The sequence below is a fragment of the Cupriavidus sp. 94F1 genome (genome assembly GCF_057798875.1).
Window position 1 is genome coordinate 96,306 of the sequence record NZ_JBYOJT010000009.1, and the last position, 23,143, is coordinate 119,448.

The window sequence follows — 23,143 nt, forward strand, 5'->3', positions numbered from 1 at the left end:
CAGACGGGAGTTGCGATGAATCAGATCCTTCGAATCGGCGGTGTCGCGGTGCTGGCTACCGTGGCGCTGGTCAGCGGCTGTGCCAACTACTCCAATTCCGGCAGCGTCTACGCACCGGGGCAGGCACAACGCGAGCAGACCGTGCGCTATGGCGTGGTCCAGGGTGTGCGCGAAGTCATGATCCAGGGCGGCTCGACGGGCGCCGGCACGCTTGCCGGGGGCGCCATCGGCGGCGTCGCGGCGGGCAGCACCATCGGCAGCGGCGGAGGCTCCGTGGCAGCTGGCCTGCTGGGTGCCGTGCTCGGCGGCATTGCGGGCAGCGCGGCAGAGAACCGCATCACGCAGCGCCGCGGCCTGGAGATCACGGTTCAGCTCGAAGACGGCGACATGCGCGCCATCACCCAGGAAGCCGACGAGGTGTTCCGCCCCGGCGACCGGGTGCGCCTGCTGTCATCGGGAGGCGTGACACGCGTCTCGCACTGAAAACCTTACAAGCCGTCAGAAAGAAACGCCGCGTGCCCTCGGGCCGCGGCGTTTTTCATTTGACGCGGCCATCGGCGCGCGCGCCCAATAAAAAACCCGCCGGGCACGGATGCCATCGGCGGGTTGGCAAGACTCGCTGTCTTGCAGACCGGATACGGCGTATCCGGTCAGTGTGGCACGCGATGCGTGCCCAGGCGTTTCCCGGTTGTGATCGCTCGCACGAGGGCGAGGCAATTACGGACGGTTGCCCGTCGGGAACGGCCAGGCCGCTGCCGGGTTCAGCGCGGTCTTGGCGGGTGCGGCAGCAGCCGGTGCAACGGCGGGCGCAGCAGCGGGCTTGGCAGCCTTGCGGGCAGCCGGCTTCTTGGCGGCAGCCTTCTTGGCAGCAGGCTTCGCAGCCGGCTTGGCGGCGGCCTTCTTGGCAGCCGGCTTTGCAGCAGCCTTCTTCGCGGCCGGCTTGGCAGCAGCCTTCTTGGCAGCCGGCTTCTTGGCAGCAGCAGCCTTCTTGGCCGGTGCGGCCTTCTTGGCGGCAACCTTCTTCACTGCGGCCTTCTTTGCCGGTGCTGCCTTCTTGGCGGCGACCTTCTTGGTTGCAACCTTCTTGGCGGCAACCTTCTTCACTGCAGCCTTCTTGGCCGGTGCTGCCTTCTTGGCGGCGACCTTCTTGGTTGCGACCTTCTTGGCGGCAACCTTCTTCACAGCGGCCTTCTTGGCAGCCGGAGCAGCCTTCTTGGCGGCTACCTTCTTCGTAGCAACCTTCTTCACGGCAGCCTTCTTGGCGGCCGGCGCTGCCTTCTTGGCGGCGACCTTCTTCACAGCGGCCTTCTTGGCGGCCGGCTTGGCAGCCTTCTTGGCGGCCGGCTTTTTCTTTGCAGCAGTTGCCATGGATAACTCCTTCACTAGCGTGAAATATCGAATGACCTAAATGGACGACCCGACCGATCCGAGGCGCATGGAGGCATGCCCCAATCGAGCGAGCGATTCATCGGCGCACGACAGCTTGAACCGCACGCTAATGAATTCGGTGGCAGGGATCCCGGCGCGACCCGTGTCGCGCACCGCGGTGTTTTCACGGCAGCGCAAAATCCGCGCGCTGGCTGCAAAGCCAGCTTCCAGGCGGATTTCCGGGGCATGCCGTGCCCTGGAATATTCGATCGGCCCGCGCCGCACATCGTGTCGGCGCGCAGCCTGAATAGAGGAGATATCGGTCAGCAGGTCTGCAGCACGGGCTTCGCCTCGCGCACTGCAGACGGTAATTCCACGGGGGTAGCTCGCCCATCCCGTCACTGGGCCACAGGAGACTGCACGCGTTGTAAGAAGCCTGATCGGCCCGGTCTGCGTCAAAGTTCTGGTGCTCCTCGGCTACCCGCATTCACTGCGACAAAGCATCGCGTCATCGTTGCTTCTTGCTTGCCTTCTTGCGACGCCCGCTTCGTCAAACACATCGATGCAATGAAGTGAGACTCTTGTCAAGGCGAATCATAATTCGTTTGCTCGATGATGTTAAGAAAAAAGTGCAAAAAAACTTGCGCGCAAGAACGAATCGATCTAATTCACGCGCGCACGCCGATCACAACACCATCGATACGCTCTCTCATCGAGACGCGCGTACACCAAATGAAGTTCCATCACGCGTGTGTTTCGATGGTGGAAGAACACCTGGCGACGCGACTGCGCAGCGTGTGTTCGCACCCTCCGCGCGCGTCGTCCAACCGCCTGCGCGGCACGCCGATGCGCGACATCACGGCGACGCTTCGCATGGATCGGTGCCGACTGGAAACCCGCGTGAATATTGGCTTTCCGACACACACGCAGTGGCGCGGCAGCGTGCCGCCCGGTGGCATCGCACAGAGCGATCCTGGGACGCCGGCGGTCACGCGCCAGTGCCTTGGCAAGACGCGCGCGCGCCCTTCGACAAGCCGATCGAGCGGCGGTCGCGTCGATGTGTCGGTGAGCCTCGCGTGCGTCGATCAGACAGTTGCGCGAGCACGACGAAGGAGTGATGCGCCTACGCAACGGTTTCCCTCTTCGACACGTATCGACGCGTATCGACACGTATCGACACCCGCGTTTTGACATCAGTCGTGCGATGGATGATGTGTCGACGCGCGTACGAACTGGTGGTCGCGGTGCCCCGCGCTTGTCCGGCATCGCATCGCGCGTCGTGTCGTCGGTCGGCCGGTCGGGCGATCGTGCGGACCGAGCGATCGCCGTGCACCGCCGGCGTTTCGGCAACCGGTGCGCCTGCCGTCGACTCACCGTGCGCGGCGGCGTCGCATCGGTCGGCGCGCATCGATTGTCCATCGTTCGACGCGTCGGTGGCCGCCGGCAAACTGCTGCGCTGTCAACCATCCGCCAGGCACGATCATTGATCTGCTGACGATGCGCGCATTCGGGTTCCTACCGATGCCGTCACCGCCGCCGCGCAGCCGGTCGGCCGACGTCGCCAGAGACACCGCGGCGACCGCGCGTCCGGGCGTCGGTGGCGCGCGCGGGTGTGGCGCCCCTGCGCCACGGGCCGGCTAGAGGAATGTCTCGGGTACGCTTCCCGCGCGGTGCTTGTTGCAGGACAAAATCAAGGCCAGCCGCCGCCGGGCGGGCGATTGCAGGGGGTGCCGCGGTACGCTCTGGTGCGTACGCAAATGGATGCGGGAGATTGCAGCGAACGACGCGCGCCAGTAGATTGGCGTCGCGCGATGCCGATGCCGGCCAGCGCGGCACGCGGTTCATTGCGGACCGTCGCAATCGTGCTGACCGGAAGCCGGCATCCTGCACGTCGTGTACGACTTGCGTGTCAGACCTGCCGGCTGGCTGCAACCTTACCGACCGGACATAACCCGCGCCGCGCACTGGCGAATCCGCCATCGCGACACTGAACTGGAGATCTTCATGCGCATGACCGACCCCCGCGCCCTGCTTCGCCATACCGCCCGCGCCGCCGTGTTCGCCGCCGCACTCACCGCCAGCGCCCTGGCGATGGCGCAAGCCACCCCGGCGGGCACATGGCAAACCATCGACGACGCCACCGGCAAGCCGCGCGGCGTGATCGAGATTACCGAGAAGGATGGCGTGTACAGCGGCAAGCTCGTGAAGAGCCTGGTGCCGTCCGAAGGCCCGCCCAAGGTGTGCGACAAATGCACCGACGCGCGCAAGGACCAGCCCATCATCGGCATGACGCTGCTGACCGGATTGCGCAAGACCGGCGACAACGAATGGACCGGCGGCGAGATCCTGGACCCCGAGACCGGCAAGCTGTACAAGTGCAAGATGTCGATGGCCGACGACGGCAAGAAGCTCAACGTGCGCGGCTTCATCGGCATCAGCCTGATCGGCCGGACGCAGACCTGGGTGCGCCAGCAGTGACGTGCTGATGCCATCGCCCGCGCGCCGCACTTGCTGTGGCGCACGAACGGCGCACGGGCGACACGGAAAAAGCGCAGCAAGAACGACGCCACCCACGCCATTCAGCAAACTCACAGCTTAGTTCGGTAAGATCGATCCCCCGATCCTCTTTACAACAACTACCGGAGACTAAGCATGCCATTGTCCCCTCGCGGCCGCACGCTGGCCCTGGCGCTCGCCGCCACCTCGCTGATCGCCACCACCGCCCACGCCGCTGATGCCTGGCCCAACCACGTGATCAAGTTTGTCGTGCCGTTCACGGCCGGCGGGGCCAATGACCTCGTGGCACGCGCCGGGGCCGACGCCGTCAGCAAGCGGATTGGCCAGCCCGTGGTGATCGAAAACCGTCCCGGTGCCGGCGGCATCGTGGGCGCCGACTACGTGGCCAAGAGCAAGCCCGATGGCTACACGTTCCTGGTGGGTGCCGTGGGCACCGTCACCAACAGCCTGATCCGCACGAAGATGCCCTACCAGCCCGACGACCTCGTGCCCGTAGGCCTGATCGCGGTCAGCCCGTCGGTGATCGTGGCATCGCCGTCGCTGCCGGCGAACAACGTGAAGGAACTGATCGAATATTCGAAGAAGCAGGGCGGCGTGCCGTTTGCCACCGCCGGCAGCGGCAGCACACCGCATTTCGTTGAAGAAATGCTTAAGGAAAATGGTGCGCAGCTGACCGTGGTGCCGTACAAGAGCGGCTCGGAAAGCATCACCGCCGTGATCGGCAACCAGGTGGCCGCCACGTCCGAGGCATCGATCGTGGTGCTGCCGCAGATCAAGGCCGGCAAGCTCAAGGCGCTGGGTGCCACGTGGGACAAGCACATGCCCGCCGCACCGAACATCCCCACCACCGCAGAGCAGGGCCTGCCTGAAGTGCGCATCGGCCATTGGGCCGGCATCTTCGCGCCGAAGGGCACCGATCCCGCGATCATCAAGAAGCTCAATGCCGAGCTGAGCGCCGGCATGCAGAACCCCGAGATTCGCGAGCGCCTGATCCAGAACGGGATCGAGCCGGCCGGCGGTTCGGTGGAGAGCTTCGTATCCTTCATCAAGACGGAGCGCGAACGTCTTGGCCGTATCGCCAAGAACGCCAACATGACGGCCGACTGACCGGCAGGGAATGGGCCGGCCGATGGTGGACTCATCGTCGGCCAACGCCCCATCCGAAACTTTTTTCGGGTGCGATCACCGGCCCCGGTGATCCTATGTCTGCAAGCGGCCCGCGACATGCGGGCCGTTTGCATGCTGCAGGACCTTGTCAGATTTGACAGATCGTGGCGACAATGTGCGCAACGCTGCCCAATACCACCGTTAGGCCAGCTTCCGATGTTTGATCTTGCAGACATCCGAATACGCGTCAGCGTGTCTGTGATCGCCACGCAACGCGATTGCAACGAGAATGGTTCCTATTTATATTGCCGATCGCCCGAACATTTAGCCCCGGTGGTGAAGCCGGTAAAGGGCCCGGCAGTACGGGGCGCACTGGAACTGACAATGCTCCGTCGCACCCCTGTGGCTACCGCGCTGGTGGCCCTCTTTGCCGCACCCGCCGTCTTCGCGCAGCAAGCCGCTCAGCCGGCGCAGCAGGCGCCCGCCGCAGCCCCTGCCCCATCGACCGCCCTATCTACCGCCCCATCGGCGCCGCAAAAGGGCGAATCCGTGCCGCAAACGCTGCGTGAGGTCACGGTCCAGGGCTCCGCCGCCCGCGACGACTTCAACCCCATCGGCAGTCAGCTGTCGAAGCTGCCGGCCGACCTGCGCGATGTGCCGCAATCGGTGACGATCGTCAACCGGGCGCTGATGGAATCGCAGGGCGCCAGCTCGCTGGCCGATGCGCTGCGCAACGTGCCCGGCATCACCATCGGCGGCGCCGAGGGCGGGCAGATCGGCAACAACATCAACCTGAACGGCTTTTCGGCGCGCACCGACATCTACCTGGACGGCTTCCGCGATCGCGGCCAGTACTACCGCGACACCTTCGCGCTGGACCAGGTCGAAGTGCTGATGGGCCCGTCGTCGATGCTGTTCGGGCGCGGCTCCACGGGTGGCGTGATCAACCAGGTCACCAAGAAGCCCAAGCTGCAGGCCGCCACCGAGGTCACCGGATCGGTCACCACCAACGGCCTGGTGCGGGCCACGGCCGATGTGAACACGCCCACCGGCGACACCTCGGCCTTCCGCATCTCGGCCATGGCCCAGGACGGCAAGCCGAGCACGCGCGACGAGATGACCGTGCAGGATTTCGGCATCGCGCCGTCGTGGCGTTTTGGCATCGGCACCTCGACGGAGATCACCCTGTCGGCGTTGCTCCAGCACAACGAGGACATGCCCGACTACGGCCTGCCCGCCATCAACGGTCATCCGGTCAACGTCGATCGCAATACGCACTACGGCTTCAACAACGACCGTACGCGCCAGAACATCGTGTCGCTGAATGGCGCCATCGACCACAAGTTCTCGCCCAACCTGCGCCTGCGCAACGTCACGGCGTTCAACTATGTGGAAACCGATGCGCGCGAGACCGCGCCGAACGCGGTGGGATCGATCAACGGGGCGGGCGCCTTTACCGCGCTGACCACCACCAACCTGCCGCTGTCGCAACTGTACGTGCGCCAGCAGAGCCATGACCGCAACATCCGCGACTACTCGATCTTCAACCAGACCGAGCTGACCGCGAAGTTCGACACGGGCCCGGTCAAGCACACGCTGCTGACCGGCCTGGAGCTGGGCCACGACGGCTACAACAACCAGAACTACTACCGCAACGGCAGTTGCGGCAGTACGCCACTGAACCCGGCCACGGGCACGTCCGGCTTCGTGGCGTGCACGCCGGTCATCGATCCGCCGTACCAGGATTCGCCGGCCAGCGTGGCCACCCGCACCGGCAACCTGCAGGGCGGCTCTGCCAACACGGTGGCCGTCTACGCCAACGACTCGATCGAGTTCTCGAAGCAATGGAAGGCGGTGGCCGGCCTGCGCTACGACAAGTACATCGCCAGCATCAGCAACTCGGTCAATTCCGGCAACACGGCCGGCAGCACGGTGCTGCCCAACGCGAGCCAGGACGTCCACTTCACCAGCGTGCGCCTGGGCGGCATCTGGCAGCCGACCGAGACGCAGTCGTACTACATTTCCTACGGCACGTCGTTCAACCCGTCGCTGGAACAGCTGGTCGGCACGGTGGGGCAGCAGTCGCTGGACCCCGAAAAGAACAAGGCCTACGAGGCGGGCGGCAAGTGGGATCTGATGAGCGGCAACCTGTCGTTGACGTCGGCCATCTTCCGCATCACCAAGGACAACGCGCGCAGCCAGATCGACGCCACCACGTACGCGCTGACCGGCAAGATCCAGGTGGATGGCTTCCGCGCCGGCGTGACCGGCCGCATCACGCCGAAGTGGCAGGTGTTCGCGGGCTATACGTACCTGGATGCCGAGATCAAGAGCGGTATCGCGGCCGGCACGCAGGGCATGGTGCCGACCAACACGCCCAAGCACACGGCCACGGCATGGACCAGCTATGCCATCCTGCCAAGCTGGGAAGTGGGCGGCGGGGCGTTCTACATGTCACAGCGTTATGCCAACAATACCAATACGGTGCAGGTTGGCGGCTTTGTGCGCTGGGACGGCATGATCGCCTACCACCAGCCCAAGTACGACGTGCGCCTGAATCTGTTCAACATCTTCGACAAGAAGTATTACGATGCGCTGATCCAGTCGGACGGCGGACGGTCGGTGCCGGGCACGGGCCGTACCGCAATGCTGTCGTTCACCTATCGCATGTAAGCGCCGCCGGGGCCGCACGCCGCGCCTGGCTGTTTCGCCATGGCCTGCCCCCGGCCCCAACCGGATGTCTCCGATGCTGGTTCGTATTCCGAAGGTTCTCAACGCCGAACAGGTGGCCGTGGTGCTGGCGCAGCTGGAACATGCCGGCGATGCCTGGGTGGACGGCCGCGTGTCGGCCGGCTATTCCGGCGCGCCGGTCAAGTTCAACCAGCAGATCGACGAAAGGTCCGAAGTGGCCGCCCAGTGCCAGCACCTGATCCTGGCCGCGCTGGAACGCCATCCGCTATTTATTAGTGCGGTGCTGCCGAACATCGTCTATCCGCCAATGTTCAACCGCTACAGCGAGGGCATGACGTTCGGCGCCCATGTCGATGGCGGCGTGCGCATCCATCCGCACACCGGGCGCAAGCTGCGCACCGATGTGTCCGCCACGCTGTTCCTGTCGGACCCCGACAGCTACGACGGGGGCGAGTTGCAGGTGGAAGACACGTACGGCGTGCACGCGGTCAAGCTGGCCGCCGGCGACATGGTGGTCTACCCGGCCACGAGCCTGCACCAGGTGACACCGATCACGCGCGGCACGCGGGTGGCCAGCTTTTTCTGGATCCAGAGCCTGATCCGCGACGACGGCCAGCGCGCGCTGCTGTTCGACATGGACAACGCGATCCAGACGCTCAACCAGACCAACGCCGACGCGCGCGCGCGGCGCAGCCTGGTTGGCTGCTATCACAACCTGCTGCGGCAGTGGAGCGAGACCTGAGCGCGGCCGCCCTGGCCCGCCCCGATCTGACCTGGCCCATCGGCGCCATCTAGCCCCATCTAGCCGTTCAGCCAAATTGCTCCGCCAGCGCCTGCCGCGCCTGGCCGATGAATTCGCTCTCGCCCCGGCGCGCCCCTAATAGATAGAACTCCGCCGAAGGCAGTGCCGGCAGCTTCCAGCCGGACACGTCCGCTGCATCCAGCGGCGTCACGCCGGGTCCGATGGCCGATGCGTTGAGGCACGACACGCCCAGCCCGGCCGCCAGCGCCAGATGCAGGCCCGCCACGCCCGAGGCCGAGTGTGCGATCTCGAATTCACGCCGGCGCCGCATCAGCAACTGCACGACGAACTGGTGCATCGAGCAGGTATCGGGCAGCAACACCAGCGGCAGCGTAGCCTGGGGTTCTTCAGAAATTTCCGGTGCGGCCACCCAGGCTAGCGCCTCGCGCCGCAGCACCGTGCCGCCGCGTGTGGCGCCCGAAGTCTTTTCCGCGCCGCGCGCGCCGATCAGCCGCATGCTCAGGCCGATGTCGAACGCATCCATCTCGGCCGCCGCCTCGATGGCGGCGCTCTTCATGACCGTGACGTGCAGCTTCAGGTAGGGATAGCGGTCGCGCAGGCGCCGCAGCATGCCAGCGATTTCTCCGGGGCGGAAATAGTCGGTCACCGCCAGCCGCAGTTCGCCATCGAGCGTCTGGCCGCGCAATTCGGCCAGTGCCTGTTCGTTCAGCGACAGGATGCGCCGGGCATAGTCCAGCAGCCGCGCCCCGGCCGGCGTCACCGCCGCGCCCTTCTTGCCGCGCGTCAGCAGCGGCACGCCGGCACGCTCCTCCAGCTTGCGCAACTGCTCGCTGACCGACGATTGCGACAGGAACAGGCGGGGCGCCGCGGCCGACAGGCTGCCGCTCTCGGCCACGGCCACAAAGGTTCGGAGCTGGTCCGTTTCGAATCCGCGCATGATTTGAAGTTTCGGCTATTCCGATAGATGGCATCGTATATTCCCGCTTTTCCGATTTCAAGGCAACGCCTACGATGACATCACCGCAGCACGCCAATACGCCAACCCGCAAGCGCGCCGCAACGTGAAACCCAAACCCGAAAGGAGCCAGTCATGCCCCACGTATCCCTGCAGATTTCCGGCCATCCCGATACCGAACTGACGCGCCGCGCCGTGGCCATGGTGGGTGAACTGACCCAGCGCGTGCTGGGCAAGGAAGCCCCCGTGATTGCCACCACCGTGACGTTCATCCCGCGCGAGCAGTGGTTCATTGGCGGCAAGCCGCTGTCCGACCATGACAAGGGGCGCAACGCCTTCCAGCTCGACATCAGCGTGACCGACGAGACCAACACCAAGGCCGAGAAAGCCGATTACCTGCGCCAGTCGCATGCCGCGCTGTCCGAGCTGATCGGCGATGTCAACGAGGTGTCCTATATCCATGTGATCGACGCGCGCGCGGCCGCCTATGGCTATGGCGGCAAGACCCAGGAATTCCGGCACCAGCACCGCTGATGGCCGGCGCGGCCCGCGCTGCACCGATTGCTGCAGTCAGGTAAAAAGTGCCGTGCGGGCGGTGCGCTTGTGCCGGGTGGCGATGTTCACTAGTGTGGAGGGCAAGTTTCCCGATACCGGAGGCATCGCATGAAACAAGTCACGCTACCCGGCGGCGAGCGCGTGCCCGCGCTGGGTATGGGCACCTGGAATATCGGCGACCACCGTGCCACGCGCGCCGAGGAAATCGCCACGCTGCAGATGGGCCTGGACATGGGCCTGCGGCTGGTCGATACCGCCGAGATGTATGGCGAAGGCCTGTCCGAATCGCTGATCGGCGAGGCCCTGGCGGGCCGCCGCGGCGACGCCTTCCTGGTCAGCAAGGTCTATCCGCACAACGCCAGCCGCAAGGGCGCGGTGGCGGCGTGCGAGCGCAGCCTGCGCCGGCTGGGCACCGACCATCTGGACCTGTATTTGTTGCACTGGCGCGGCGACGTACCGTTCGAGGACACGATCGAGGCATTCCAGGCGCTGCAGGCGGCCGGCAAGATCCGTTATTTCGGCGTCAGCAACCTGGACCTGTCCGATATGGAGGAGTTCTGGGACACCCCGGGGGGCGATGCGGTAGCGGTGAACCAGCTGCTCTACAACCTGAGCCGGCGCGGCATCGAGTTCGACCTGCTGCCATGGTTGCGCGAACGCAACGTCCCGGTGATGGCCTACTCGCCAATCGAGCAGGCGCGGCTGCTGCGCAACGCGGGCCTGAAGGGCTTTGCGGCGAAGCATGGCATGACGCCCGCGCAGGCGGCGCTGGCCTGGCTGCTGGCGTCAGACGACATCATTGCGATTCCCAAGACCGGCCAGCGCGACCGCCTGCGCGAGAACATGGGCGCGCTCGATATCACGCTCACGCCCGGCCAGCTGGCCGAACTGGACACGCTGTTCGCGCCGCCGCGTCACGCGCAGCCATTGGCGATGCTGTGACGCGGAGCCGTTTCAGGCCAATAGGACGAGGTGGAACCCGCGCTCAGTGCTGGCCTGCCTTGTAGCGTTCCACTTCCACGTAGCGGGTCAGGTAGGTGCGGGCCTTCTCGCGGGTGTCCGTGGTCACGCGCTCGGCGGCCTGGCGAGCGCTGGTCTGGCCGTGCGCGCTGCTCATCTGCGCCGACAGGTACGACTGGAAGGCGTCGTGCATGACCTTCAGCTGGCCCTTGCACGCGTCGATCGCGCCGGCAGCCACCTCCTTCGAGGTGCCCTTGCCCTTGGCGCCGTCGCTGGCGCGGTCCTGCACGCAATCCATATATTTGGCGCGCTCGGCCTGCCAGCCGGCGTTCATCTGGGCCGATTCCTGCTTGGCTTCGGCCGTTTCGACCGCCGGCTGGGACGCACAGGCGGCCAGCAGCAGTGCCGCCAGCGGCATGGCCAGCGCGCCGGCACGCCGCCATCCACGCGGGCGCTGCACTGCAGCATGGGGGTTCGACAGACGGGAAACGGGCTGGACGTTGGACTTCTGGAATGACATGGGTATGGGGGCGGTTGGCGGATAGATTGTCGACAGACCGGTATGGTATCCGCCCGGTTCCGGAACAAGTTCCGCCGATTTGCAAGAAAGTATGACCAAGTCATGTCAGAGGCCTGTCCCCTCCGTGTCAGACAAAATCGCATTTGCGGATGTGCCTTGCCAGCCTATGCTTTAGAGGCGGTTGCAACACATGAACCCTCCTGGAGGAAATAATGAAACGTCGAACCTTCCTGTCCGCCGGCAGTGCCGGGGTTGTCGGCCTCACCGGTCTGTCCGTGGGCGCCTTGTCGCTTGCAGGATGCAGCTTCACCGGCCCCAAAGACTCGGGCGACGCGGCGTCCAAACGCCGTGAGATCGACACGGGCGCCACTGACACGCTGAACCGCCTCTATTCCACGACCAACGGCGCGCGGGATCTGGGCGCCAAGGCCAAGGGCATCCTGATCTTCCCGAAACTGCTGTCGGCGGGCTTTATCGTCGGCGGCGAGTACGGCGACGGCGTGCTTCGTTCCGGCGGTGCGGACCGCGGCTACTACCGGGCCATTTCGGGCTCGGTCGGCTGGCAGATCGGCGCACAGTCCAAGGCCTTCATCCTGATGTTCATGACCCAGGAAGCCTACGACAAGTTCGTGCGCAGCAGCGGCTGGCAGGTTGGCGCCGACGCCACGGTGGCGCTGGCCACGATCGGTGCCAATGGCCAGATCGACACCAACACCGCCCAGCAGCCGATCATCGGCTTTGCCATGACCAACGCGGGCCTGATGGCCGGCCTGAGTCTGGAAGGCACCAAGATCTCGAAGCTCAACATCTGACAGGCGGGTCCGGCGCCCGCCCGGCGCCCATCCGTTGCGTACCACACGGCGCCCACGTTGCGGAACTCTTGCATTCCGTAACATGGGCGCCGCTTTTCTTCGTTTCACCCCCGCGCCAAGCCGTTAGAATTCGTCCCTTGCCAATTTTCCAACCCGCACGCGAGGCCGAATTCTCATGTGGTTCAAGAATCTCCAGATTCATCGTTTCTCCGCCCCGTGGACGCTGAGTGCAGACGATGTTGAGGCCTGCCTGGCCAAACACGCGTTCTATCCGGGCACCAGCCTGGAAATGCAGACCCAGGGCTGGGCGTCGCCGCGCGACAACGACCAGCTTGTGCATTGCGTCAACAAGCAGATGCTGCTGGTGCTGCGCACCGAAAAGAAGCTGCTGCCCGCCACCGTGGTCAATCAGGTGACCAAGGCGCGCGCCGCCGAGATCGAGGAGCAGCAAGGCTTCAAGCCGGGCCGCAAGCAGCTGAAGGAACTGAAGGAGCAGGTCACCGAGGAACTGCTGCCGCGCGCCTTCAGCATCCGCCGCGACACGCGCGTATGGATCGACCCCGTCAACGGCTGGCTGGCCATCGACGCCGCCGGCACGGCCAAGGCCGACGAAGTGCGCGGCATGCTGTTCAAGGCCATCGACCCGCTGCCCGTGGTGGGCCTGCAGGTCAACCTGTCGCCGGTTGCGGCCATGACCGAGTGGCTGGCCACCGACACCGCCCCGGCCGGTTTCACGGTCGATCAGGAAATCGAACTGCAATCGAGCAGCGAGACCAAGGCCACCGTGCGCTACGTGCGTCATCCGCTCGACCCCGAGGACCTGCGGCGCCATATCGAAGCCGGCAAGCGATGCACGCGGCTGGCCATGACCTGGAACGACCGCGTGTCGTTCGTGCTGACCGACGCGCTGGCGGTCAAGCGCGTGAATCCGCTCGACGTGATCAAGGAACAGGCCGACGCCACGCTCCACGACGAGAACGAACGCTTTGACGCCGATTTCGCGCTGATGGCCGGCGAACTCGCGGGCATGCTGGCCGACCTGACCGACGCGCTCGGCGGCGAGCGCAAGGCCGAAGGCGCGATGCCGGCTGACCTGCGCAAGGCCGCCTGAGCCCCGTTCCACCGTTCCCCTGACCGTCCCCACGCCCCGCCCGGTCGGTGCATTCACCGGGCCGGGGTGGGAGCAGCCCGCTCAGTCCAGCGTCAACACCACGCGCTGGCCGGGCTCGCCTGCCTGGCGCCAGGCGGACGCCACTTCGCCCATCGGCACCTGCCCGGGCGGGTCGATCGACAGGTAGCCGGCGTGCATGCAGCCCAGGACATCCTCCACCAGGAAGCGCAGGTCTTCGGCCGGCGGATGGCTGGCGGCGCCGCACCCCATCAGCACCGCGCGTGAATCGCGCAGCGCCATCGGCGCCAGCATGACGCTGGCCGCCCGGCGATCGACCACGGACACCACACGCGTGGCGTGGTCGGCCGGCAGGGCCGACACGCCATCCGCCTGGACCAGCGCCGACAGCAGCAGCTCCAGCGTCTCGCCCCAGACAAAATCGAGCACGACGTCGATGCCATCGGCGGCATGGGTGGCAAACGCATGCTGCAGCAGGCTGGGCGCCTGGCCGAGGTCGATCTGCGCATCGGCGCCCGGCATGGTCTGCAGGTCGATCCGGTGTGCCGCCACGATGACACGCCCGGCGCCCTGCAGCCGCGCCGCCTGCATGGCCAGGCGCCCCGCCAGCCCGGCTGCCCCAGGATCAGCACTGTCTCCCCCGGTGCCAGGTCCGCACGCGCCGCCAGCGGCAGCCACGCCGCCAGCGCCGGCCCGACCAATGCGGCGGCGTCGGCGGAGGCCACCGGGTCGGGGATCGGCACCACCCATTGCGCCGGCACGAACTCCGCCATCGCACCAAACGGACTGCGGCCCGCGCGGAAATAGACGCGCCGCCCGTCGGCCAGGTAGCCAACGCCGTCTCGCCCGCAGACATAGGGCAATTCCAGCGGCATGCAGGCATGGTGCCCGCGCGCGATGGCCAGGTCCGCCGGCCGGATCACCGCCGCGCAGACGCGCACCATGACTTCGCCGGCGCGCGGCTCGGGATCGCGGAATTCGGTAAAGCGCGGGACTTCGCCCAGCTGTTGCACTACTACGGCTCGCATCGTGTCGTTCTCCTTGGTTGAGATCCACGAACGATCGTATGCGGCCATTTGCCCAGCGTCTTTGAGGCGATTCTGAAAGCGAAGCACGCGTAGAATCGGGTCAAAAGAGCAAAAAGACGCCACGGACCAAGACGTCATCGCCATCCAAACCCGTTGAGGAGACCCCCTTGAAGTCGTTGCGCCCCTTTGCCAGCCCCGCTTTTGCGGCCCGTACGCTGGCTGCCCTGCTGCTGGCCGCTGCCGGCACGGCCCACGCCGCCTGGCCAGACCGCCCCATCAAGCTTATCGTGCCGTTCCCGCCCGGGCAGGCCACCGACATCTTCGCCCGCGCGCTGGCCGAAAAACTCGGCAAGCAGCTGGGCCAGCCGGTGATCGTGGAAAACCGCGCCGGCGCCGGCGGCAACATCGGCATGGAAGTGGCCGCCAAGGCCCCGGCCGACGGCTACACGATCGTGATGGCCGGCAGCGCCATGGCCATCAACCAGACGCTGTACAAGAAGCTCAATTACGATCCGCGCCAGGACTTTGCGCCGGTGACGGGCGTGTTCTCGGTGCCGCTGGTGTTCCTGGCCACGCCGCAATCGGGGTTCACGTCGCTGCGCGACCTGATTGCCAAGGCCAAGGCCGCGCCGGGCAAGTACAGCTACGCCAGCGCGGGCATCGGCGGCACGCAGCACCTGTCCGCCGAGATGCTCAAGGCGCAGACCGGCACCTTTATCGTCCATATCCCGTACAAGGGCAGCGGCCCGGCCCAGGCCGACTTCCTGGGCAACCAGATTCCGCTGATGGTGGACTCGGTCACCGCCGCCATGCCGCTGATCCAGACCAACAAGGCGCTGCCGCTTGCGGTGACCACGGCCAGGCGGGTGCCCCAGTTGCCATCGGTGCCCACCGTGCGCGAACAGGGCGTGCCGGGGTTCGAGGCGCTGGGCTGGGCCGTGATGATGGCGCCCGCCGGCACCCCGCCGGCCATCGTCACCCAGCTCAACGCGGAGACGGTGAAGGCGCTGCAATCGCCCGACCTGCACAAGTTCATCACCGACCGGGGATCCGAGCCAATGCCGATGACCCCGGCCGAAACCGGCAAGTTCGTCGACAGCGAGATCAGGAAGTGGTCGGCCGTGGTGAAACGGTCGGGGGCGACGGCGGACTGAGGCGGTTTCAGGGGCCGTGCTCCGTTCGCCGCCAGCCGCTCAGGCGGCGAAACGGGACACGGTTTCTTCGATCACGACATGCCGGATCGTCCTGAGCAGGCGAAAACTCGTCGTACTGCAAGTTTTTCCATGCGCCGATCTACCGCAGGCCAAAAACTGTACGAACGCATGGTTTTTCCGGGCCGTTATCGCGCGGCGCTCGACCAAAGAAAAACGGCCACCGGGTTCTCACCCGATGGCCGTTCCTCACCCGTCCTGGCTGCGTGGACTGTTCAATGCATGTAATTACCGCTGTGCAGCCGACCCTTCAACCGGTCAGTCCCACGACAACGCGCCGCCGGTCTGGTACTCGATCACGCGCGTTTCGAAGAAGTTGCGTTCCTTCTTCAGGTCGATCATCTCGCTCATCCACGGGAACGGGTTTTCCTCGTTCGGGAACAGCTGGTCCAGGCCGATCTGCTGGCAACGGCGGTTGCAGATGTAGCGCAGGTAGCCCTTGAACATCGGCGCGTTCAGACCCAGCACGCCGCGCGGCATGGTGTCCTCGGCGTAGCGGTATTCCAGATCCACGGCCTTCTTGAACAGTTCGGTGATCTCGGCCTTGAACTCGGGCGTCCACAGGTGCGGGTTCTCGAGCTTGATCTGGTTGATCAGGTCGATGCCGAAGTTGCAGTGCAGCGATTCGTCGCGCAGGATGTACTGGTACTGCTCGGCGGCACCGGTCATCTTGTTCTGGCGGCCCATGGCCAGGATCTGCGTGAAGCCCACGTAGAAGAACAGGCCTTCCATGATGCAGGCGAAGACGATCAGGCTCTTCAGCAGCTTCTGGTCGTTCTCCGGCGTGCCGGTCTTGAACGACGGATCGGTCAGCGTGTCGATGAACGGGATCAGGAACTCGTCCTTGTCGCGGATCGACTGCACTTCATGGTACGCGTTGAAGATCTCGGCCTCGTTCAGGCCCAGCGATTCCACGATGTACTGGTACGCGTGCGTGTGGATCGCCTCTTCGAAGGCCTGGCGCAGCAGGTACTGGCGGCATTCCGGCGCCGTGATCTGGCGGTAGGTGCCCAGCACGATGTTGTTGGCGGCCAGCGAGTCGGCCGTCACGAAGAAGCCCAGGTTGCGCTTGATGATGCGGCGCTCGTCCTCGGTCAGACCGTTCGGGTCCTTCCACAGGGCGATGTCGCGCGACATGTTGATTTCCTGCGGCATCCAGTGGTTGGCGCAACCGGCCAGGTACTTTTCCCACGCCCACTTGTACTTGAACGGCACCAGCTGGTTCACGTCCGTGGCGCCGTTGATCACGCGCTTGTCGGCGGCGTTCACGCGGCGCGTGCTCTGGGCGGCGGCGGCGTTCGGGTTGTTGCCGAGGATGCCCGTCGGCGCGGTGGCGGCCGGCGGCAGCACGCCTTGCTGGTCGGGCGTGGCGGACGGCGCGGCGGGTTGCAGGGCAGGCTGCGGCGCAGCTTGCGGCGTGGCTTGAACGTCGTCGTCCCAGCTCAGCATGTTGTGTTCTCCGATGATTCGATTAGGGGCGGCTGGTGGCCAGCATCACGCATCCGGGTCAGGATGCGCCGGCCCTCTCCCCCGGCCCCTCTCCCGCATGCGGGAGAGGGGTGAAAACCGAGGGGGTTGGTATGACGTTACTGGCAGGCTTCGCACTCTTCGAAGCCGGGGTCGCCCGGACGCATCGTGCAGACCGCGCCTTCGGCTTCCGGCATGGCCGGGGCCGCGGCGGCGGCCGCGTCGATGGCCGACTGGCCGTCCGCGCCCGACGACACCGCGTTCAGCGAACCGCGCGTCACGGTGGACTTCTCCACGTGCGTGGCGGCCATCGTGCGCAGGTAGTACGTGGTCTTCAGGCCACGCAGCCAGGCCAGCTTGTACGTGTCGTCCAGCTTCTTGCCCGATGCGCCGGCCATGTAGATGTTCAGCGACTGGGCCTGGTCGATCCACTTCTGGCGGCGGCTTGCGGCCTCCACCAGCCAGGTCGGCTCCACTTCGAAGGCCGTGGCGTAGATGTCGCGCAGGTCTTGCGGGATGCGGTCGATGCGGGCCAGCGAACCGTCGAAGTACTTCAGGTCGGCAACCATCACTTCGTCCCACAGGCCGCGGTCCTTCAGGTCGCGCACCAGGTAGTCGTTCACCACCGTGAATTCGCCCGACAGGTTCGACTTCACGTACAGGTTCTGGAACGTCGGCTCGATGCAGGCGGACACGCCGATGATGTTCGAAATGGTCGCGGTCGGGGCGATCGCGATGCAGTTCGAATTGCGCATGCCGTGCTGCTTGATGCGGGCGCGCAGGCTGTCCCAGTCCATCGTCGACGACAGGTCCACGTCCAGGTAGCCGCCGCGCTCTTCGGCCAGCAGCTTCAGCGAGTCCTGCGGCAGGATGCCACGGTCCCACAGCGAACCTTCATAGGTGCTGTAGCGGCCGCGCTCTTCGGCCAGCTCGGTCGAAGCCTGGTAGGCGTAGTAGCAGACCGCTTCCATCGACGTATCGGCGAACTTCACCGCGGCGTCGCTGGCGTACGGCGTGCGCAGCACGTGCAGGCAGTCCTGGAAGCCCATGATGCCCATGCCCACCGGACGGTGGCGCAGGTTCGAATTGCGCGCCTTCTCCACCGCGTAGTAGTTGATGTCGATCACGTTGTCGAGCATGCGCATCGCGGTGCGGATCGTCTTCTGCAGCTTGGCGTGGTCCAGCACGTGCGTGCCGTCGGCCTGCTGCTTCAGGTGGGCCACCAGGTTCACCGAACCCAGGTTGCACACGGCGATTTCGCTTTCGTTCGTGTTCAGCGTGATTTCCGTGCACAGGTTCGAGCTATGCACCACACCCACGTGCTGCTGCGGGCTGCGGATGTTGCACGGGTCCTTGAACGTGATCCACGGATGGCCGGTCTCGAACAGCATGCCCAGCATCTTCCGCCACAGCTGCATGGCCGGCACTTTCTTGAACAGCTTCAGTTCGCCGTTGGCAGCCTTGGCTTCGTAGCCCAGGTAAGCCTGCTCGAAGGCCTTGCCGACCTTGTCGTGCAGGTCCGGGCAGGTGGCCGGCGAGAACAGCGTCCATTCGCCGTTTTCCATCACGCGCTTCATGAACAGGTCCGGAATCCAGTTGGCCGTGTTCATGTCGTGCGTGCGGCGGCGGTCGTCGCCGGTGTTCTTGCGCAGTTCCAGGAATTCCTCGATGTCCAGGTGCCACGTTTCCAGGTAGGCGCAGACCGCGCCCTTGCGCTTGCCGCCCTGGTTCACGGCCACGGCCGTGTCGTTGACCACCTTCAGGAACGGCACCACGCCCTGCGACTTGCCGTTGGTGCCCTTGATGTGCGAGCCCAGCGCGCGCACGTTGGTCCAGTCGTTGCCCAGGCCGCCGGCGAACTTCGACAGCAGCGCGTTTTCCTTCAGGGCTTCGTAGATGCCTTCCAGGTCGTCCGACACCGTGGTCAGGTAGCACGACGACAGCTGCGAGCGGCGCGTGCCCGAGTTGAACAGCGTGGGCGTGGACGACATGAAGTCGAACGACGACAGCAGCTGGTAGAACTCGATGGCGCGGGCTTCGCGATCCTTTTCTTCCAGCGCCAGGCCCATGGCCACGCGCATGAAGAATGCCTGCGGCATTTCGATGCGCACTTCATCCACGTGCAGGAAGTAGCGGTCGTACAGCGTCTGCAGGCCCAGGTAGTTGAACTGGAAGTCGCGCGAGGCGTCCAGCGCGGCACCCAGCCGGGCCAGGTCGTACGTGGCCAGCTTTTCGTCGAGCAGTTCAGCTTCGATGCCGCGGGCGATGAACTTCGGGAAGTACTCGGCGTACTTCGTCGACATTTCGGCCTGGGTCACTTCGGCGCCCAGGATTTCCTTGCGGATCGTGTGCAGCAGGATGCGGGCGGTCACCTGGCTGTAGGCCGGGTCCTTCTCGATCAGCGTACGCGCGGCCAGGATGGCCGAGTCGTAGACCTGCGTCATCGGCACGCCGTCGTACAGGTTCTTGAGCGTTTCCTTCAGGATCGGCTCGGCGCTGACGGCATTGCCCAGGCCGCTGCAGGCGTTGTCGATCAGCGCGTGCAGCGCCGCCAGGTCCAGCGGACGCGTGACGCCGTTGTCCGTCACGTTGAACGACGCACCCGATTCCTGCACGCGGGCCACGGCCTGCGCGTTGGCCTGGGCGCGCTCCTGCGTGCGCTTTTCGCGGTACAGCACATAGGCACGGGCCACCTCATGCTCGCCCGAGCGCATCAGCGCCAGTTCCACGTGGTCCTGCACGTCCTCGATATGGAAGGTGCCGCCATTCGGACGGCTGCGCACCAGCGCGCGCACCACGGACTGCGTCAGTTGTTCCACCAGCTCGCGCACGCGGGCCGATGCCGCGCCCTGGCCACCGTTGACGGCCAGGAAGGCCTTGGTCACGGCCACGGCAATCTTGTTCGGCTCGAACGCCACCACTGCGCCGTTGCGGCGGATCAGCTTGTAATCCTGGTACGACACACCTGCAGCGGCAGGGCTCTGCTGCGAGCTACCGGCTGCTGCGCCACCGATGCCGGTTGCGCCAGTCACGCCGGTGGTTTGTTGTTCGTTTTGGGCCGTTTGCATGAGGTAACTCCGGTATTAACCCTGAAATGAATACTTCTGTTCTTGTACTGAGACGACAAAGTCCCTAGCAAAATGCGCTATATAAGTCACTTGATTCAGGCGATGCCAGATGCGAACCAAACTGCTTGTGCGGACACTTTGCTAGGGACTTTCGGTACTGCTCCGGCCCGCCAATCCCTGTGCAGTGAATCTCGCATCTTGCTGCGACGATTGCTGCACCTGCGGCCGGTTCCCCGGTAGCACCACTAGATGTTGTGGTGCCGTTCGAAACTGGGCCTAAGTATAGTGAAAAGAGGCCACATGACCAGTCTTGACAAGTGCGGTCTGGGGTCTTGGCCGCCCGGTGCGGCGGCGCCACATTCCCGCAAAGCGCGCTGCCTCAAGGCTTGGCGGCGTCACGTTCGGTGGCGCACAAAATCCTGAAAATTTTTTAATGGGAATGGATCACCGATAGGTGACCCAGGATGGGGCGCGCCCGCGACCGCCGGGGGCGCGATTGTAGCCGCCCTTGCGCCGAAATGAAGCGGCGTACACGCAACTGCACAGGGAATTTTCATCGCGATGACACCCTACGGTGCGTGAGGTTTTGCCGGCGCCACATTCCCCGTTTTGATGCCACGGGGCGTTTGCGGCGTTTGTGCAACACAGTGAATATCCCTACACAGATTCGCCCGGCCGTGCCGATACGGCCGACCCCATCGATCTATCGATCCCCCGATTGCGGGCGATAGGGCAGCAGCGCGGCAGGCAGGCCCGCCAGCCTGACGAAGCGGTCCCAGTCGAAATGCGGCCCCGGATCGGTCTTGCGCCCAGGGGCAATGTCGCTGTGCCCCGCCACGCCCTGGATCGCGTACGCGGCACGCAGCCCGGCCACCAGCGCGGCGGCGGTGTCGTACTGGACCAGCGTGAACGGCTGGTCGTCGGCGCCCTCGATCTCGATGCCGATCGAGAAGTCGTTGCAGCGTGGCCGTCCGCAGTATTCGGATTGCCCCGCATGCCACGCGCGCTGCGTGCAGGCCACGAACTGCACCAGTTCGCCGTCACGGGCGATCAGGAAGTGGGCCGACACACGCACATCGCGGATGGTCTCGAAGAACGGATGGCGCGACGCATCGAGCCGGTTCTGGAAGAACGCCTCGATGTCACCGGTGCCGAACTGGCCGGGCGGCAGGCTGATGTTGTGGATGACCACCACGTCCAGCGGCACGCCGTCGGGCCGGGCGTCGAAATTCGGCGACGGCACGCGGCGGGCGGCGGGCACCCAGCCTTGCGCGTCGGGCCTGAAGTCGCGGGCGCCGGCAGCCGCGTCAGACATCGCGTCCCTCGCCCTCGGCCAGCGGTTCGCCATCGTCAGCGGGGTCGCGGCCATCCCGGCCATCGCGCTCGTCGCGAATGCCCAGTTGCTGGATGCGGTAGCGCAACTGGCGGAAGTTCAGGCCCAGCAGCGGCGCGGCAGCCGTGCGGTTGAAGCCGGTCTGGCGCAGCGCTCGCAAGATCAGCGCGCGCTCCACGGCTTCGAGCCGCGCGGGCAGGTCGATCGGGAATTCGATGTCGGCCAGCGCCGCGCCCAGCGGGTCGGTCGCCGCACCGTCGCCGCCCTGCCCGGCTTCGCCAGCATCCACGCCGGGTTCGGGCGCCCGTTCGGAAAGACCGCCCATCGATGGCGCTGCGCCGGTGGCCGGCCAGGTCGTCGAACTGCCCCAGGCGTGATAGCCGGCCGGCGCCGGCGCGGGCGCGACGGCAGGCATCGGCGGCATGCCCGCCTGCAACAGGCTGGCGCGCTCCATGCCAGCGTCGAGCGGCCCCAGATCGGCCACGGCGATCTCGTCGGTCTCCGCAAACGCGTAGGCGCGCTCCAGCAGGTTTTCCAGTTCCCGCACGTTGCCCGGGAACGGATACGCCGCCAGGCGCTCCAGCGCGGCGCGCGACAGCCGCTTGGGATGGGCGTCGCCATAACGCGTGGCCAGGTGCTCCAGGATGGCATGCGCCAGCACGGGCACGTCCTCGCTGCGCTCGCGCAGCGTCGGCATGCGCAGTTCCAGCACGTTGAGCCGGTAGTACAAGTCCTGCCGGAACAGGCCGGCCGCCACCATCGCGGCCAGATCCTTGTGGCTCGCGCACATCACGCGCACGTCCACGCTGTCTTCCTTGCTGGCGCCGATCTTGCGCACGCGGCGTTCCTGCAGCGCGCGCAGCAGCTTGACCTGCATGGCCAGCGGCAGGTCGGCCACCTCGTCCAGCATCAGCGTGCCGCCATGGGCGGCCTGGAAGAAGCCCCCGCGCTCGGCGTCGGCGCCCGTGAAGGCGCCCTTCACGTAGCCGAAGAACTCCGACTCCATCAGCGTTTCGGGGATCGCGCCACAGTTCACGGCCACGAACGGGTGCGCCGACCGGGCGCTGATGGCGTGGATGGCGCGCGCGGCGCGCTCCTTGCCGCTGCCGGACTCTCCGCTGATCACCACGGGCGCCATGCTGCGCGCCAGCCGCGACAGCGAGCGCCGCACCTCGCTGACGGCCGCCGACACGCCGGGCAGCAGCTGCGCCGCGCGGTCGGCCAGTTCCGACGACTCCGCCGGGCTGCCGCCATCGGCCGGCGCGCGGTGTTGCCGCCCCAGCGCGTTCAGGATCAGCGTGCGCAGTTGTTCCAGCGAAACCGGCTTGGCGATGTAGTCGAATGCGCCCGCCTTCAGCGCATCCACGGCGTTGTCGGCGCTGCCATAGGCCGTGATCACCGCCACCGGCGTCCGCTCGGGCGACGCCGACAGCTGGCGCACGATGTCGATGCCCAGCCCGTCGCCCAGGCGCATGTCGGTCAGCACCAGGCTGTAGCGGCGCTCGGCCAGGCGCAGGCGCGCCTCGGCCAGCGAACCGGCCATCACCACGTCATGGCCCATGCGGCGCAGCGAAATGTCCAGCAGCTCGCGCAGGTCGGCCTCGTCGTCGATGACGAGAATCGGGGCGGGGGCGGGCGGTCTGGGTGGCATGACGAAGG

The 23,143-nt window shown here is 65.9% G+C and carries 19 protein-coding genes; 11 read left to right on the forward strand and 8 right to left on the reverse strand.

Annotated features, from left to right (window positions below; all coding sequences use genetic code 11):
- Positions 1–15: 15 nt before the first annotated feature.
- Entirely contained in the window at positions 16–483 is a 468-nt protein-coding gene (locus AC3FJ6_RS20740) for an outer membrane lipoprotein (RefSeq protein WP_092601343.1), read from the forward strand.
- Between the two features lie 234 nt (positions 484–717).
- On the opposite strand, the gene AC3FJ6_RS20745 is transcribed toward AC3FJ6_RS20740, so the two are convergent.
- A complete protein-coding gene (locus tag AC3FJ6_RS20745; RefSeq protein WP_153947238.1) occupies positions 718–1,368 on the reverse strand; it encodes a histone H1-like DNA-binding protein in 651 nt (216 codons plus the stop codon).
- 732 nt (positions 1,369–2,100) lie between these two features.
- Between AC3FJ6_RS20745 and AC3FJ6_RS20750 the strand changes: the two genes are divergently transcribed.
- The 5 genes from AC3FJ6_RS20750 (at position 2,101) to AC3FJ6_RS20770 (ending at position 8,425) form a co-directional block, all read left to right on the forward strand.
- Complete coding sequence (locus AC3FJ6_RS20750; RefSeq protein WP_488773540.1) at positions 2,101–2,559, forward strand: hypothetical protein; 459 nt, start codon at positions 2,101–2,103, stop codon at positions 2,557–2,559.
- 813 nt (positions 2,560–3,372) lie between these two features.
- On the forward strand, positions 3,373–3,846 hold the full coding sequence (locus tag AC3FJ6_RS20755; protein WP_153947237.1) for a DUF2147 domain-containing protein: 474 nt from the start codon (positions 3,373–3,375) through the stop codon (positions 3,844–3,846).
- Between the two features lie 174 nt (positions 3,847–4,020).
- Entirely contained in the window at positions 4,021–4,992 is a 972-nt protein-coding gene (locus tag AC3FJ6_RS20760) for a Bug family tripartite tricarboxylate transporter substrate binding protein (protein ID WP_488773541.1), read from the forward strand.
- Positions 4,993–5,376: 384 nt separating this feature from the next.
- A complete protein-coding gene (locus AC3FJ6_RS20765) occupies positions 5,377–7,665 on the forward strand; it encodes a TonB-dependent receptor (RefSeq protein ID WP_488773542.1) in 2,289 nt (762 codons plus the stop codon).
- Between the two features lie 73 nt (positions 7,666–7,738).
- Positions 7,739–8,425, forward strand: a complete 687-nt coding sequence (locus tag AC3FJ6_RS20770) for a Fe2+-dependent dioxygenase (RefSeq protein ID WP_488773543.1) — start codon at positions 7,739–7,741, stop codon at positions 8,423–8,425.
- Between the two features lie 67 nt (positions 8,426–8,492).
- On the opposite strand, the gene AC3FJ6_RS20775 is transcribed toward AC3FJ6_RS20770, so the two are convergent.
- The gene (locus tag AC3FJ6_RS20775; RefSeq protein ID WP_488773544.1) at positions 8,493–9,383 is read right to left on the reverse strand and encodes a LysR family transcriptional regulator; all 891 of its coding nucleotides are present in this window, start codon (positions 9,381–9,383) and stop codon (positions 8,493–8,495) included.
- Between the two features lie 153 nt (positions 9,384–9,536).
- Here AC3FJ6_RS20775 and AC3FJ6_RS20780 point away from each other — a divergent pair, with 153 nt between their 5' ends.
- A complete protein-coding gene (locus tag AC3FJ6_RS20780; protein WP_488773545.1) occupies positions 9,537–9,935 on the forward strand; it encodes a tautomerase family protein in 399 nt (132 codons plus the stop codon).
- A gap of 129 nt (positions 9,936–10,064) precedes the next feature.
- Positions 10,065–10,898 carry an aldo/keto reductase gene (locus AC3FJ6_RS20785; protein WP_488773547.1) on the forward strand — a complete coding sequence of 278 codons (834 nt, stop codon included), beginning with the start codon at positions 10,065–10,067 and terminating at the stop codon, positions 10,896–10,898.
- A 43-nt stretch (positions 10,899–10,941) separates the two neighbouring features.
- Here the strand turns inward: AC3FJ6_RS20785 and AC3FJ6_RS20790 are convergent, their stop codons facing one another.
- On the reverse strand, positions 10,942–11,436 hold the full coding sequence (locus AC3FJ6_RS20790; RefSeq protein WP_488773548.1) for a hypothetical protein: 495 nt from the start codon (positions 11,434–11,436) through the stop codon (positions 10,942–10,944).
- A 212-nt stretch (positions 11,437–11,648) separates the two neighbouring features.
- On the opposite strand from AC3FJ6_RS20790, the gene AC3FJ6_RS20795 reads away from it, so the two are divergent.
- Together AC3FJ6_RS20795 and AC3FJ6_RS20800 are read left to right on the forward strand one after the other, a co-directional pair.
- Entirely contained in the window at positions 11,649–12,248 is a 600-nt protein-coding gene (locus tag AC3FJ6_RS20795) for a BPSL1445 family SYLF domain-containing lipoprotein (RefSeq protein ID WP_488773549.1), read from the forward strand.
- Between the two features lie 175 nt (positions 12,249–12,423).
- The gene (locus AC3FJ6_RS20800) at positions 12,424–13,359 is read left to right on the forward strand and encodes a recombination-associated protein RdgC (protein WP_400395996.1); all 936 of its coding nucleotides are present in this window, start codon (positions 12,424–12,426) and stop codon (positions 13,357–13,359) included.
- Between the two features lie 81 nt (positions 13,360–13,440).
- On the opposite strand, the gene AC3FJ6_RS20805 is transcribed toward AC3FJ6_RS20800, so the two are convergent.
- Complete coding sequence (locus AC3FJ6_RS20805) at positions 13,441–13,968, reverse strand: hypothetical protein (RefSeq protein WP_488773550.1); 528 nt, start codon at positions 13,966–13,968, stop codon at positions 13,441–13,443.
- 604 nt (positions 13,969–14,572) lie between these two features.
- On the opposite strand from AC3FJ6_RS20805, the gene AC3FJ6_RS20810 reads away from it, so the two are divergent.
- Entirely contained in the window at positions 14,573–15,559 is a 987-nt protein-coding gene (locus tag AC3FJ6_RS20810; protein WP_488773551.1) for a tripartite tricarboxylate transporter substrate binding protein, read from the forward strand.
- Between the two features lie 315 nt (positions 15,560–15,874).
- On the opposite strand, the gene AC3FJ6_RS20815 is transcribed toward AC3FJ6_RS20810, so the two are convergent.
- The 4 genes from AC3FJ6_RS20815 to AC3FJ6_RS20830 form a co-directional block, all read right to left on the reverse strand.
- Complete coding sequence (locus AC3FJ6_RS20815; RefSeq protein ID WP_153947226.1) at positions 15,875–17,065, reverse strand: ribonucleotide-diphosphate reductase subunit beta; 1,191 nt, start codon at positions 17,063–17,065, stop codon at positions 15,875–15,877.
- A gap of 137 nt (positions 17,066–17,202) precedes the next feature.
- Positions 17,203–20,151 (reverse strand): ribonucleoside-diphosphate reductase subunit alpha, encoded by a 2,949-nt coding sequence (locus AC3FJ6_RS20820; RefSeq protein ID WP_488773552.1) that lies wholly within the window; start codon positions 20,149–20,151, stop codon positions 17,203–17,205.
- A 703-nt stretch (positions 20,152–20,854) separates the two neighbouring features.
- The gene (ampD, locus tag AC3FJ6_RS20825) at positions 20,855–21,466 is read right to left on the reverse strand and encodes a 1,6-anhydro-N-acetylmuramyl-L-alanine amidase AmpD (RefSeq protein ID WP_488773553.1); all 612 of its coding nucleotides are present in this window, start codon (positions 21,464–21,466) and stop codon (positions 20,855–20,857) included.
- A complete protein-coding gene (locus AC3FJ6_RS20830; protein WP_488773554.1) occupies positions 21,459–23,135 on the reverse strand; it encodes a sigma-54-dependent transcriptional regulator in 1,677 nt (558 codons plus the stop codon). The genes ampD and AC3FJ6_RS20830 overlap by 8 nt, the downstream gene beginning before the upstream one ends.
- Positions 23,136–23,143: the final 8 nt, after the last annotated feature.